Genomic DNA, 12,830 nt, shown 5'->3' with positions numbered 1-12,830 from the left:
GTGCTCTGAAATCTAGCGGCGCTAGGTATTGAGAGAACTGTAACCCGTCCTCGCTATCTTGTCTAGCACTGCTAGAATTTCGAGCATGAGTACTCAGCAGCGCAAGGAGCGTGAACGTGCCGAACGGCACCAGCGGATCATCGACGCCGCACGGGAGATGGCCGAAGCGGACGGCTGGGACGCGGTGACCATCCGAAAACTGGCCGACCGCATCGAGTACAGCCAGCCCGTGCTCTACAGCCACTTCGCGAACAAGGCGGCGATCGTCGGGGCCGTGGCGCTGGAGGGCTGTGTCGAGTTCGCCGAGAAACTGAAGCGGGCCAGGGAGGCAGCGACCACCCACACCGAGGTGGTCGCCAATGTCGCCCGCGCCTACCTCGACTTCGCCACCGAGAACCCGGCCCGCTACGACGCGATCTTCGAACAGAAGACCGACCTCGAGTTCGGCCTCAACGCGCCACAGCCCCTGCGCGACGCCTTCGCCGGGCTCGAAGCGATGTTCACCCCGTACGCCGAAGGCGACGACCTGGGCGCCCGCACCGAAGTCGCCTGGGCCTCCCTGCACGGCCTCGCCACCCTCGAACGCAATGGTCGGCTGCGCCCTGAACTGCGCGAACGCCGGATCGCCCTACTCGTCGACGGGGCTGCGTCGGATTGAGCGCCGACGCGCTCGAGGCGGGCCACCCTTGGGGCCTCCCACCGGGCACTCCTTCGTCGCACCCTCCACTTCAGTCCAGATCGGGGCGACCTCGCCCTAGCGCACCTCGGCGTCGCGGCTGCTCGCCACGTGAGTGAACACTCATCGGCGCACGCGCTCGCCCCGCGTAAGTTGGAGATAACGACGCAGGTCGGCAGAGCAGCCGAGGGCGAAGGGACGGCGATGGCGGAAGTCGTAGTAGTGGGGTCGGGGCCGAACGGGCTTGCCGCGGCGGTGATCGCCGCTCGCGCCGGGCTGTCGGTGCGAGTTCTCGAAGCACAGGAGCAGGCGGGCGGTGGGTCGCGCACGGCCGAGCTGACGCTGCCCGGATTCCATCATGACGTCTGCGCCGGTGCGCATCCGATGGCCTTGGCGTCACCGTTCTTTCGCGCGTTCGACCTCGAGGTACACGGCGTCGAACTGCTCACCCCGACCGTCTCGTACGCGCATCCCCTCGACGGCGGGATCGCCGGATTGGCTTGGCGCAACCTCGAATCCACCGTCGCCGACCTCGGACGCGACGGACCGGCCTGGCGCGAGATGTTCGGTCCGCTGGTGGAACGCTGGCGCGACGTGGTCGAGCTGGCCATGTGCGACCTGCGTCATCCGCCACTGCGGATAGCCGCAGGCACCGACTTCGCGCTACGCCTGCTCGCCCAGGCATCGCCGTTGGCCAACAAGCGTTTTCACGGTGACGTCGCGCCCGCGATGTTCACCGGCGTCGCCGCCCACGCCATCACCTCCCCGCGCGCTTTCCCTGCCGTCGGCGCCGCGCTGCTGCTCGGCACCCTCGCCCACGCGGGCGGCTGGGTGATCCCGCGCGGTGGCAGCCAGGCCATCCCGAACGCGATGATCGCCGAAATCGAAAGCCTCGGTGGGGAAGTGATCACCGGACATCGGGTGGACGATTTCGCCGAACTCGCCGATGCCCGTGCCGTGCTGTTCGACACCTCACCCGCCGAACTCCTTCGCATCGCCGGCAACCGCCTCCCGACCCGATACCGCAACGGTCTCGGGCATTTTCAGTACGGCAACGCCGCCTGCAAGGTCGACTTCGCGCTGTCGGGCCCGGTCCCGTGGACCGCACCCGGCGCCGAACTGGCGGGCACCCTGCACGTGATCGGTGATGCCGCCGAGTCCATGCGCGCCGAAGACGCCGTCAACGCAGGCAGATTCGCCGATCGGCCGTATGTGATGACGATCCAACCCGGTGTCGTCGACGACACCAGGGCACCCGAGGGTATGCAAACCCTGTACACCTACGCTCACGTTCCCAACGGCACCGATCGCGATATCAGCGAACAGGTGATCGACCAGATCGAACGCTTCGCCCCGGGCTTCCGCGACCTGATCCTCGCCAAACATGTGACCCCAGCGGCCTTCATGCCCGCCCACAACGCCAACTACATCGGCGGCGACATCTCCGCTGGCGCGATGACCACCCTCCAAACGGTCTTTCGCCCCCTCGCCCGCTGGAACCCGTACTCCACTCCGATTCCGGGCACCTACCTGTGTTCGTCGTCCACCCCGCCCGGCCCCGGCGTGCACGGCATGTCCGGCCTACACGCCGCACAACACCTGCTGCGCAACCGTTTCGGCATCGTCACCGACCCACTCGACCTGCTGCGCGGCGAGGCCCCGGCGTACCGCTAGGGCTTCTTCATCGGTGCGTCGTGGACCTTGTCCGGCTTGAACACATCGGGCTCGAGGTAGATCGTGCAGGCGTTCGGGACGGCGGCGTGGATGCGATCGTCGGCGGCGTCGATCGCCTCGGCGACCTGGGTGATGTCCAGGCCTGCGTGCAGCGCGATCTTGGCGTTGATCAACAGGTCCTGGGGGCCGAGGTACTGGGTCTGCATCCGGATGACGCGCTCGATCCGCGGATCGGCGAGCAGCGCGGATCGAATCGCGGTGTCGTCCTTGGCCGTCGCACCTTCACCGATGAGCAGGCTCTTGGTCTCCACGATCAGGATGATCGCGTTCACGCCGAGCAGGGTGCCGATGAGCAGCGTGCCGATACCGTCCCAGACCGCGTTGCCGGTGAGCACCGACAGGCTCACGCCCAGCAGCGCGAACATCAGGCCGATGATCGCGCCCGCGTCTTCGAGCAGCACTACCGGCAGTTCGGGATTACGGGTGTTGCGGATGAAATGCCACCAGGAATTCTTGCCCTTCAGCGGCTCCGACTGCTTGCGCGCGGTGCGGAAACTGGCGCCCTCTAGCACCATCGACACCCCGAGGATCCCGATCGCGACCCACGGCGACTCGATCTCCTCCGGGAACCGGATCTTGTGGATCGCCTCGTTGATCGCGAACAGGGAGCCCACCGTGAACAGCACCAGCGCCACGACGAACGAGTAGAAGTACCGATTGCGCGAGTACCCGAACGGGTGCAGCGTGTCCGGTGGCTGGTCGGCCCGGTTGTGGCCGACCAGCAGCAGCGCCTCGTTGCCGGTGTCGGCGACCGAGTGCACCGCCTCGGCCAGCATCGACGACGACCCGGTGATGAACGCACCGATGAACTTCGCGACCATGATGCCCGCGTTCGCACCGAGTGCGGCGAGGATCGCGATCTTGCTGTCTCCACCTTGCTCGGCCATACCAGAACGCTACCGCCAACTCCGAGGCCACACCCCCGACCCCGGCCCCGTGTCGGCGTACCCAGTGTTCTCGGCGCGCCTCCGCCGATGGACTGACCGGAGGGTGCGACGAAGGAGTACCCGGAGGGAGGGAAGAGGTGGAGTTAAGCGCCGAGAACCGCGGCGCCAGCCGCAAATAGATACCGAGAACCGCGGCGCCAGCCGCTATTTGACTCTGTACAGGTCCGGCTCCAAGTAGATGAGGCGGGCGGTCGGGACCGCGGCGCGCACGCGCATCTCTGCCGCGTCGATGGCCTCGGCCACGTCGGCGATGTCGAGGTTCGGCGCCAGGGCGACCTTGGCGGCCACCAGCATCTCCTCCGGGCCCATGTACTGGGTCTTGAGGTGGATGACCGAGGTGATCTTGGTGCCGTCGACCAGTTCGTCGCGGATGGCGTGGGTCTGGTCGGCGGTGGCGCCCTCACCGATGAGCAGGCTCTTCATCTCGATGATCAGCACGATCGCGATGATGCCGAGCAGGATGCCGATGGACAGGGTGCCGAGACCGTCGAAGATCGGGTCGTCGGTGACCATGGTGAGTCCGACACCACCGAGGGCAAGAACCAGACCGATCAGCGCGCCGGTGTCTTCCAGCAGCACCACCGGCAGCTCGGGGCTGCGCGAGTTGCGGATGAACTGCCACCAGCTGGCATTGCCCTTGAGCGGCCGGGATTCGCGCACCGCGGTGAGGAAGCTGTAGGTCTCCAGCCCGATCGCGATCACCAGGATCACGACCGCGACCATCGGCTGACTCAGCTCTTCGGGATGCTGGATCTTGTGGATGCCCTCGTAGATCGCGAACACCGAGCCGAGGGTGAACAGCACCAGCGCCACGACGAACGAGTAGAAGTAGCGGTTGCGGCCGTACCCGAACTGGTGCAGGTCGTCGGCGTCCTTGGCGGCGGCGCGCTGCCCGAACAGCAGCAGGCCCTGGTTCGAGGTGTCGGCGACCGAGTGCACGCCCTCGGCCATCATCGAGGCCGACCCGGTGATGAACGCGCCGATGAACTTCGCCACCGCGATCCCCGCGTTGGCGGTCAACGCCGCGAGAATCGCCTTCTTGCCACCACCAGCCGACATGCCGGCCCGCCCTTCTGTTCGCTGAACACGACTCGGCACAGCTTAGTAGGACACGGGCGTGAAACGGTGATCAGTCGGGCGGCTTTCAGGCACTGTCCCCGACGCAGGCGCTGAAAAGCTGCGCGGGTCCGCGAACGGCGCGCGCCTTGATGTCGGTGTCGGAGGCCGAAATCCAGGCCGCACCGCCACGTTCGACGATCAGCGTGCGCCCGTTCTCGGAGAGCTCGACCGTGCCCGCGGTGCACAGCACGATGCCCGGTCCGGCGTCGGCGAGCACCACCGGTTCGTCGTCGGTGCCGAGATCGAACCGGCACAGCGCGAATTCCGGTGCGGGCGTGCGATATCGGATGCCGCCGTCGCCGCCGGGTTCGGGTTCGATCACCGGCAGGTCGATCGGATCGAAGTCGAGCACCCGCAGCAATTCGGGCACGTCGACGTGCTTGGGGGTGAGGCCGCCGCGCAACACATTGTCGGAGTTGGCCATGATCTCCACCCCGACCCCGCGCAGGTAGGCGTGCAGATTTCCGGCCGCGAGGAACAGTGCCTGGCCGGGTTCGAGGGTCAGCCGGTTGAGCAACAGCGCGGCGAGAACACCCGCGTCGCCGGGGTAGACCTCGGCCAGTTCCAGCGCGGTACGCACCTCCGCGGTGAACTCGCGTGCGCCCTTGCCGGACAGGTACTGCACGCACCCCTCCAGCACCGTGGGCAGTAACTTCGACAGGGCGGCGGGCGGCAGCGTGATCCAGGTGGTGAACAGCGTCCGCAGGCCGGCCGAATCGGGCTGGGCGGCAAGCAGTTCGGCGTACATATTGAGACCCGGTACGTCGAGCGCGCGTAACAGCTCGACGGTGCGGTGCGGGTCGCGGAATCCGGCCAGCGCCTCGAAACGTTCCAGTGCGACAACGAGTTCGGGTTTGTGGCTGTCGTCGCGGTAGTTGCGCAGCGGCGAATCCAGTGCGACCCCGGTGCGGTTCTCCCGTTCGAAACCGGCGCTCGCCTGCGCCGAACTCGGGTGTGCCTGCAGCGACAACGGTTCCTCGGCGGCAAGGATCTTCAGCAGGAACGGCAGCCGAGCACCGAAAGTGTCGGCCACCCTACCTAATTCGGCGACCGGGTCGGCGGTGAGAACCTCGAGCAGCGAGCGTTTGCCCGAATCGGTTTTCACGTGCGCGGGATCGGCCGGATGCGCGCCGAACCAGAGTTCGGCTTCCGGATGAGCCGATGGCACCGGCCGTCCGCACAGCTGAGCGAGCGCGGTGCGCGACCCCCATGCGTAAGAACGCAGCGCACCAACGAGTTCCTGCACTAGTAGCGTCCCCCGTCGTATCGATCCGGTTCCGGCGCGGCGTTACCGTGCGTTCCGGTCAGTCGAAGATAAGCCGCGGCCATCTCGAGTCGCAGCGCGAGCACGGCCAGCTGCTCGAGTTCGCTGCCGTGGCCGCCCCCTGCGGCGGACTCGGCAGCGGTTCGTTCGATCGCGGGTGCGGCACCCGGGTCGGCGAGCTGGGATTGCAGCACGTCGATATCGGCATGCACCAGCTCGGCGTCGATGAGACCACCGCCCGCGCCGTCGAAGACAGTGAGTTTGCGGCGCGCGGCCGCCTGGTCGGGATGCACGCTCATGGCGAGTACCCGCACCCGCTCGACCGGGGCCGGTCCGTCGAGTTCCTCGTCGTGGAACAGCGGATCGAAGCCCGGCGCGCTTCCGGCGGTGGCCTGCGACAGCCGACCGATCGAGGCGACGGCATCGGCCAGATCGGCCGCCGAGGCGAGCCTGCCCGCCGACTGCAACAGCACCTCGCAGCCGTGGCCCGCCAGTTCGACAGCGGCAGGCGAGTCGCCCGCGAGCACCACGCCGACACCGTGCATCCGGGCCGCGAGGGTCTTGGCCGGATTGCGGAAGACCTCCGTCTGCGGGGCATCGCGCAGCGCTTCGGCATCGAGCATGTCGGCCAGCGCGGTCAGATCGGGCGTGACCGGTCCGCTGCGCTGGGCGTCGACCCCACGCAGCACCGCGATCCCGACGGCGAGGAAACGCAGCAGCCGATTGTGATCGAGCACGGGCACCCGCGGCTCGAGCACGATCGCGCGACCGGCGGCGACCGCACGCAGCGGACCCTCGTTGGGGGCCGCGATCACTACTTCGGCGCTGCGGCGGATGGCCCGGTCGACAGCATCGATGAGCCGCGGATCGCCCGCGTCGTCACCGGCCACCAGCACCACGTCCAGCGGGCCGACCCACGGCGGCAATGCGGTGACGGGCACGATCGGCAGCCCGGCCCGGTCACCCAGCGTGGCGACCAGCAGTCCGGCCGCGCGCGTGGCCCGGCCCGAGCCCGTGACCAGCACCAAGCTGCGCGGGCGCAGGTCGGCGAGCCGTTCGATGAGCGAGGTTTCCGCGACCGCGGCCGCGGTGGCACGCACCTGCGCGCCGCCCGAGGCCGCCGAGCGCAGGGCGCCGCCGGTGTCGGCTGCCGCCAGCGACTCGGCGTCGTCGAGGTCGAATACCGGTGTTCCAGCGATCATCGCCGAATCCACCTCCCCTCATCGCGCTGTGTCGTCTGTGACTCCACTATTCCAGTCAGGCTCCGGCAATGCTCGTGATCCGCCGTCGCCGAATACCGGGCTTGTGATTCCACGGGTACTGGTTTCATCTTCCCAGTCAGGCGCGGACGATGCTCAGGATCTCGGTCACGAGTGCGTTTACTTCGGCCTGCGATCCGGCCTCGACGTTGAGTCGAAGCAGCGGTTCGGTATTCGAGGCGCGCAGGTTGAACCAGGCGTGGTTGCCCAGGTCGACCGTGACACCGTCCATGCGGTCCACCGATTCGGTGCGGTCGGCGAACGCGGCCAGTACGGCGGCGGTGCGTTCGGCGGCATCGGCCACGGTCGAGTTGATCTCGCCCGACGCGGCGTACACGTCGTAGGCGGCCATCAGGTCCGAGACCGTGCGCTCGCCCTCACCGAGCGCGGCCAGCACGTGCAGCGCGGCCAGCATGCCCGAGTCGGCACCCCAGAAATCGCGGAAGTAGTAGTGCGCCGAGTGCTCGCCGCCGAACACCGCGCCGGTCGAGGCCATCTCCTGCTTGATGAACGAGTGCCCGACGCGCGTGCGCACCGGCTTGCCACCCAGCTCCTCGACCAGTTCGGGCACCGCGCGCGAGGTGATCAGGTTGTGGATAACCGTCGCGCCCGGCTCCTTGGCCAGCTCGCGCTGCGCCACGATCGCGGTGATCGCCGAGGGGGAGACCGGCTCGCCGCGCTCGTCGACGACGAAGCAGCGGTCGGCATCGCCGTCGAAGGCGAGGCCGATGTCGGCGCCGCTGGAACGCACGAGCGTCTGCAGGTCGACGAGGTTCTTCGGGTCGAGGGGGTTGGCCTCGTGGTTGGGGAACGAGCCGTCGAGTTCGAAGTACAGCGGCACGATCGTGATCGGCCCGAGCGTGCCGAGTACGGCGGGCACGGTGTGGCCGCCCATGCCGTTGCCGGCGTCGACCGCGATGGTGAGCGGGCGGATCTCGTCGAGATTCACCAGTTCGCGCAGGTAGGTCGCGTAGTCGGCGAGCAGATCGGTGCTGGTCGCGGTGCCGGGCGTGCCGTCGTAGGCGGGCACGCCGTCGATGACCTCGGCGGAGATGGTGGCAAGACCGGTGTCCTGGCCGACGGGCAGCGCGTTCGCGCGGCACAGCTTGATGCCGTTGTACTTGGCCGGATTGTGGCTGGCGGTGAACATGGCGCCGGGACAGCCGAGCTTGCCGGAGGCGAAGTAGAGCTGGTCGGTGGAGGCGAGGCCGATGTGCACCACATCCAGGCCCTGGGCCTGCACGCCCGCGGCGAAAGCTTGGGAGAGCGCGGGGGAGGACTCGCGCATGTCGTGGCCGATCACCACGCGGGTGGCGCCTTCGGCGCGCATCAGGCGAGCGAAGGAGGCGCCGACATCGCCGACGAACGCCTCGTCGATCTGTTCGCCCACCACCCCGCGGACGTCATAAGCCTTGATCACGGCATTCACGAGTTCGCCAGAGCGCGCGAGGGTCGTCATAGCTCAGTACCCTAGCGGGCTCGGCTGACAATCCGGGATCGTGGCCGGATAGTTACGGGTCGGGCAGGACCCGGAGGTGGCCGCGGCGGCCCGTTCGCGCGGTGCGCGGGGCGGCGGGGGCGTTGTCGCGGTAGCCCGGCTGATCGGCCTCGGCGGCCGGACGGCGGCGCAGGCCCGCTTCGCGGACGGCTTCGGCCAGGGCGGTCAGATCGTCGTCGTCGGGCGTGCTCGAGGAGAAGCCGCCTTCGTGGCGGACCAGCTCCCAACCCTTGGGCGCGGTGATACGGCAGGCGTGCGTTTCGCAGAGATCCCAGGAGTGCGGTTCGGCGACGGTCGCCAGGGGTCCGACGACGGCGGTCGAGTCGGAGTACACATAAGTCAGCGTCGCTACTGCCGGATTCTTGCAGCCTGGTCGGCAGCAACGACGCATAGGGATCACGACGTCGAGATTAGCCCTCCACGCGGCAAAAGTGGATACGGACACGCGCTAAAACGGGCACAGTCGCGCAGCGTTCCTCAGACTGCGCACGGCCGGAGCGCATGCGGAGGTTTCGCCGAAGGGGCACAGTCGCGCCAGCGTTCGTCAGACTGCGCACGGCCGGAGCGCATGCGGAGGTTTCGCTTATTCGGGTTCTGGATCTATCAGATCGGGGTCGACGCCGAGGTAGGTGGCGATCTGTTGCACGAGGACCTCGCGCAACAACTCGACGAGATCGTCGGGGTCGGCGGCGCGCAGTTCGAGCGGTTTGCGGAACAGCACCACCCTGGCGCGGGTGGCCGCACCGTGGCGGTCGACGCCGGCGGGGATGAGCCGCGACAGCGGAACCGGTCCGTCGGCGACGACCTCGTCCGGCCAGGTGACCGAATCAGGATGCAGCGGACGGATTTTCGGCACGTCGTCGACGGCGATATCGAGCTTGGTGAGCCGATCGTGCCAGCGGGTGTCGAGCGGAGCGAAGGCCTCGAGCACGAGTCGATCGAATTTCTGCCCTCTGGTGCGCCACGCGGGCACCGTCGGCGGGAGCATGGGACCACGAACACCTCGGCCGCGGCGGGTCACCGAACGGGCGGTGGGTGCCGGGGAATGACGCCGGGAACGTGCCATGGGTCTTTCACCTCTCTCGCCTGCACCGTGTTGAGTAGGGCGTTCGCCCGGAGACACCGACGTACTGCGCCTGCGTGACTCCGGGCCAGGCCTGGAGAGAGTCTACTTTCGAACAGTCACTTAACCGATTCCGCGCTTCAGCCTGCGACGCTCTCGTTCCGAGAGACCGCCCCAGATGCCGAAGCGTTCATCATGTGCCAGTGCGTATTCCAGGCACTGGTCACGTACTTCACAACCCAAGCAGATGCGCTTGGCCTCACGCGTCGAGCCGCCCTTCTCGGGGAAGAACGCCTCTGGATCGGTCTGGGCGCAGAGGGCACGTTCCTGCCACTGCTCCTCGATCGATTCGAACATTTCGTCGAAGCCCGTGACGACCAGACTCAGCCGGGGAGCCGCGACTTCGCTTACTACGTCCGGTTCCTGCCAGCTCATGTCAGCGCAGACAGCGTGAGCTGCGCCTGCTGTGGAATCGGTCGGCGAGACCAGATCTTCGGTCATCGTTCCGCCTCCTCACTATGTGTTAGCGCAGAATGATTCTTTCCGTCGGACCAGATGAAACTCCGACGGCCCAACACCGCGATGTAGTCTCGCGGGCTTCCCCGAGCCTGCCTTCCGATGCGGTGGCACTCTCGGCCTTTTCAGGCGAGTTGGAACCCTCTCGCAAACGCCCCCGCGCTATGCCCTCTCGCGGTGACCGGAATGACATGTCTGTGATTAGACACGCCGCACTTGCCGGTGGTCAACCCGCCGTCACCCTTCCGTTACACTCCGGACCCGCCTTTCGTGTTGATCTTGTTATGTGCCGTGGCAAATGACCAGCAACTTCCCTGGAATTCGGCGCGAAATCGTCCGGCAACCCTCGGTCACTAGGCTGTGACCTTGTGACTGCACAACACGCGGTGCGCGAGCCCAAGATCGCCGTTCTCGTCGGCGGCGTCGGCGGTGCCCGGTTCCTCCAGGGCGTCCGGCAGCTGCTGCCCGAAGCCGACATCAATGCCATCGTCAACGTCGGCGACGACGTCTGGATGCATGGCCTCCGCATCTGTCCCGACCTCGACACCTGCATGTACACCCTCGGCGGTGGCATCGATCCCGAGCGTGGCTGGGGCCACGCCGACGAAACCTGGCACGCGAAAGAGGAGCTGGCGAAATACAACGCCCAGCCCGATTGGTTCGGCCTGGGCGATCGCGATATCGCCACCCATCTCATTCGCACCGAAATGCTGCGCGCCGGATATCCGCTGTCCGCGGTCACCGAAGCGCTGTGTAATCGGTGGCAACCGGGCGTGAAGCTGATCCCGGCTACCGACGATCGTTGCGAAACCCACGTGGTGGTCAGCGATCCCGATAATGCTGGCGAACGTCGCGCGATCCACTTTCAGGAATGGTGGGTGCGGTACCGCGCGGCGCTTCCGACTCACGGATTTGCCTCGATCGGCGCCGAGCAAGCCTCTCCGGCGCCGAATGTGACCGAAATCATAGCGTCGGCTGACGCCGTGTTGCTGGCCCCTTCGAACCCCGTCGTGAGCATCGGCGCGATCCTCGCGGTGCCCGGAATCCGGGGTGCGCTGCGCACCACCGACGCCAAGGTGATCGGGCTCTCGCCGGTGATCGACGGAAAGCCGTTGCGCGGCATGGCCGATGAGTGTCTGACGGCGATCGGCGTGGAATCCACCGCCGAGGCGATCGGCCGCCACTACGGTGCGCGCTCGGCCACCGGCATCCTCGACGGGTGGCTGGTGCACTCCACCGACACCGCCGAGGTGCCCGGCGTCGAGGTGCGCAGTGTGCCCCTGCTGATGAGCGACCCGGGGGCGACTGCCGAAATGGCCCGCGCCGCACTGGAATTGGCGGGTGTGAAGGCATGAGCGTCCTGCCCGATCACGCGGCCGACGAGCTGCGGATTCTGCCGGTGCGCGGTCTGCCGGAATTCCGGCCGGGCGACGACATCGCCGAACACCTTGCGGCACAAGCGCCTTGGCTCGCCGACGGCGACATCATCGTGGTCACCAGCAAGATCGTCTCGAAGGTGGAGGGGCGCATCGTCGCGGCGCCGACCGATCCGGAGGAGCGCGACACCGCCCGTCGCGAGCTGGTCGAGTCCGAGGCCGTTCGGGTGCTCGCGCGCAAGGGCCGCACCCTCATCACCGAGAACCGCCTCGGCATCGTGCAGGCGGCCTCCGGCGTCGACGGCTCCAATGTGGCCGAGGGCGAATTGGTGCTGCTGCCAGTCGATCCCGACGGCAGCGCCAAAGCCCTGCGCACCGCGCTGGCCCAGCGACTCGGTGTCGACGTGGCCGTGGTCGTCACCGACACGATGGGCCGGGCTTGGCGCAACGGGCAGATCGACGCGGCCATCGGCGCGGCCGGGCTGCGGGTGCTGCACGACTACGACGGCTCGGTGGACGGGCAGGGCAACGAACTGCACGTCACTCAGGTGGCCATCGCCGACGAACTCGCCGCGGCCGCCGATCTGGTCAAGGGCAAGCTCGGCGGCGTGCCCGTGGCGGTGGTGCGCGGACTGCGCACCGACGACGACGGGTCGACCGCGGCGACGCTGCTGCGCGGCGGTGTCGACGACCTGTTCTGGCTCGGCACCGCCGAGGCGCTGGAACAGGGTCGCAAAGAGGCTGTGCCGCTGCGTCGTTCGGTGCGCGCGTTCAGCGACGAGCCGGTGGACCCGGAACGGATCCGCGCCGCCGTCGCGGTCGGCCTCACCGCGCCCGCACCGCACCACACCCGTCCCGTGCGCTTCGTCTGGCTGCGCAAGGCGACCCTGCGCGCGCAGCTGCTCGAGGCCATGACGGAGAAGTGGAGCGACGATCTCACCGCAGACGGACTCGACCCCGAACGCGTACGGCGCCGAATCGCGCGCGGGCGCATCCTTTTCGACGCGCCGGAGGTGGTCATCCCGTTCTGCGTGCCCGACGGTGCCCACCACTATCCCGACGCGCGTCGCCAGGCCGCCGAGCAGACGATGTTCACGGTGGCGGTCGGCGCGGCGGTGCAGGGCCTGCTGGTGGCGCTGGCCGCCGACGGTCTCGGCAGCTGCTGGATCGGCTCGACCATCTTCGCGCCGGAGATAGTCCGCGAGGTGCTGGGTCTCGACGAGGACTGGATGCCGTTGGGCGCCATCGCGATCGGTCATCCGCTGGAAGCGCCGGTTCCGCGCACCGTCAGCTCGGCAGGCGCCGGCCTGGTGGAACTGTGAGTTCGACGCCACGCGCCGCCACGTCGGTGACCGAGGAGTCCGCATGGCCGGAGCCG

At 67.9% G+C, this 12,830-nt stretch carries 12 protein-coding genes; 4 read left to right on the top strand and 8 right to left on the bottom strand.

Annotation, left to right across the window (positions count from 1 at the left end):
• Window positions 1-85: 85 nt before the first annotated feature.
• Both ACFWUP_RS05745 and ACFWUP_RS05740 read left to right on the top strand, forming a co-directional pair.
• A complete protein-coding gene (locus tag ACFWUP_RS05745; RefSeq protein WP_379231150.1) occupies window positions 86-658 on the top strand; it encodes a TetR/AcrR family transcriptional regulator in 573 nt (190 codons plus the stop codon).
• Window positions 659-880: 222 nt separating this feature from the next.
• Complete coding sequence (locus tag ACFWUP_RS05740; protein ID WP_379231148.1) at window positions 881-2,350, top strand: phytoene desaturase family protein; 1,470 nt, start codon at window positions 881-883, stop codon at window positions 2,348-2,350.
• Here the strand turns inward: ACFWUP_RS05740 and ACFWUP_RS05735 are convergent.
• The 8 genes from ACFWUP_RS05735 to ACFWUP_RS05700 all read right to left on the bottom strand — a co-directional run bounded on the left by ACFWUP_RS05735 (window position 2,347) and on the right by ACFWUP_RS05700 (window position 9,917).
• The gene (locus ACFWUP_RS05735; protein ID WP_379231146.1) at window positions 2,347-3,297 is read right to left on the bottom strand and encodes a cation diffusion facilitator family transporter; all 951 of its coding nucleotides are present in this window, start codon (window positions 3,295-3,297) and stop codon (window positions 2,347-2,349) included. The genes ACFWUP_RS05740 and ACFWUP_RS05735 overlap by 4 nt on opposite strands.
• A gap of 204 nt (window positions 3,298-3,501) precedes the next feature.
• Window positions 3,502-4,416: a cation diffusion facilitator family transporter gene (locus tag ACFWUP_RS05730; RefSeq protein WP_379231144.1), complete on the bottom strand. Its 915-nt coding sequence runs from the start codon at window positions 4,414-4,416 to the stop codon at window positions 3,502-3,504.
• 85 nt (window positions 4,417-4,501) lie between these two features.
• Window positions 4,502-5,722, bottom strand: a complete 1,221-nt coding sequence (manA, locus tag ACFWUP_RS05725; RefSeq protein ID WP_379231142.1) for a mannose-6-phosphate isomerase, class I — start codon at window positions 5,720-5,722, stop codon at window positions 4,502-4,504.
• On the bottom strand, window positions 5,722-6,942 hold the full coding sequence (locus tag ACFWUP_RS05720; RefSeq protein ID WP_379231140.1) for a tobH protein: 1,221 nt from the start codon (window positions 6,940-6,942) through the stop codon (window positions 5,722-5,724). Before ACFWUP_RS05720 ends, manA begins: the two co-directional genes overlap by 1 nt.
• 136 nt (window positions 6,943-7,078) lie before the next feature.
• A complete protein-coding gene (locus ACFWUP_RS05715) occupies window positions 7,079-8,458 on the bottom strand; it encodes a phosphomannomutase/phosphoglucomutase (protein WP_379231139.1) in 1,380 nt (459 codons plus the stop codon).
• Between the two features lie 52 nt (window positions 8,459-8,510).
• A complete protein-coding gene (locus ACFWUP_RS05710; protein WP_084472805.1) occupies window positions 8,511-8,888 on the bottom strand; it encodes a DUF3499 domain-containing protein in 378 nt (125 codons plus the stop codon).
• Window positions 8,889-9,080: 192 nt separating this feature from the next.
• Window positions 9,081-9,563, bottom strand: a complete 483-nt coding sequence (locus ACFWUP_RS05705) for a metallopeptidase family protein (RefSeq protein ID WP_194826429.1) — start codon at window positions 9,561-9,563, stop codon at window positions 9,081-9,083.
• A gap of 120 nt (window positions 9,564-9,683) precedes the next feature.
• Window positions 9,684-9,917, bottom strand: a complete 234-nt coding sequence (locus ACFWUP_RS05700) for a WhiB family transcriptional regulator (protein ID WP_133733920.1) — start codon at window positions 9,915-9,917, stop codon at window positions 9,684-9,686.
• Window positions 9,918-10,462: 545 nt separating this feature from the next.
• Between ACFWUP_RS05700 and cofD the strand changes: the two genes are divergently transcribed.
• The gene (gene cofD / locus ACFWUP_RS05695; protein ID WP_379231734.1) at window positions 10,463-11,431 is read left to right on the top strand and encodes a 2-phospho-L-lactate transferase; all 969 of its coding nucleotides are present in this window, start codon (window positions 10,463-10,465) and stop codon (window positions 11,429-11,431) included.
• On the top strand, window positions 11,428-12,774 hold the full coding sequence (locus ACFWUP_RS05690; RefSeq protein ID WP_379231137.1) for a coenzyme F420-0:L-glutamate ligase: 1,347 nt from the start codon (window positions 11,428-11,430) through the stop codon (window positions 12,772-12,774). Before cofD ends, ACFWUP_RS05690 begins: the two co-directional genes overlap by 4 nt.
• Window positions 12,775-12,830 lie beyond the last annotated feature (56 nt).

The organism is Nocardia sp. NPDC058658, from assembly GCF_042716665.1.
In the GTDB taxonomy this organism is placed as follows: domain Bacteria; phylum Actinomycetota; class Actinomycetes; order Mycobacteriales; family Mycobacteriaceae; genus Nocardia.
Note: the sequence above shows the minus strand (reverse complement) of the source record. Positions and strands in the feature narration are given on the sequence as shown.

Excerpts from the sequence above, each read along its gene's own strand:
- ACFWUP_RS05730 (WP_379231144.1), bottom strand. The coding sequence starts at position 4,416 with ATGTCGGCTGGTGGTGGCAAGAAGGCGATTCTCGCGGCGTTGACCGCC.
- ACFWUP_RS05690 (WP_379231137.1), top strand. The coding sequence starts at position 11,428 with ATGAGCGTCCTGCCCGATCACGCGGCCGACGAGCTGCGGATTCTGCCG.
- ACFWUP_RS05705 (WP_194826429.1), bottom strand. The coding sequence starts at position 9,563 with ATGGCACGTTCCCGGCGTCATTCCCCGGCACCCACCGCCCGTTCGGTG.
- ACFWUP_RS05700 (WP_133733920.1), bottom strand. The coding sequence starts at position 9,917 with ATGTTCGAATCGATCGAGGAGCAGTGGCAGGAACGTGCCCTCTGCGCC.
- ACFWUP_RS05710 (WP_084472805.1), bottom strand. The coding sequence starts at position 8,888 with ATGCGTCGTTGCTGCCGACCAGGCTGCAAGAATCCGGCAGTAGCGACG.
- ACFWUP_RS05735 (WP_379231146.1), bottom strand. The coding sequence starts at position 3,297 with ATGGCCGAGCAAGGTGGAGACAGCAAGATCGCGATCCTCGCCGCACTC.
- ACFWUP_RS05740 (WP_379231148.1), top strand. The coding sequence starts at position 881 with ATGGCGGAAGTCGTAGTAGTGGGGTCGGGGCCGAACGGGCTTGCCGCG.
- ACFWUP_RS05720 (WP_379231140.1), bottom strand. The coding sequence starts at position 6,942 with ATGATCGCTGGAACACCGGTATTCGACCTCGACGACGCCGAGTCGCTG.
- ACFWUP_RS05715 (WP_379231139.1), bottom strand. The coding sequence starts at position 8,458 with ATGACGACCCTCGCGCGCTCTGGCGAACTCGTGAATGCCGTGATCAAG.
- ACFWUP_RS05745 (WP_379231150.1), top strand. The coding sequence starts at position 86 with ATGAGTACTCAGCAGCGCAAGGAGCGTGAACGTGCCGAACGGCACCAG.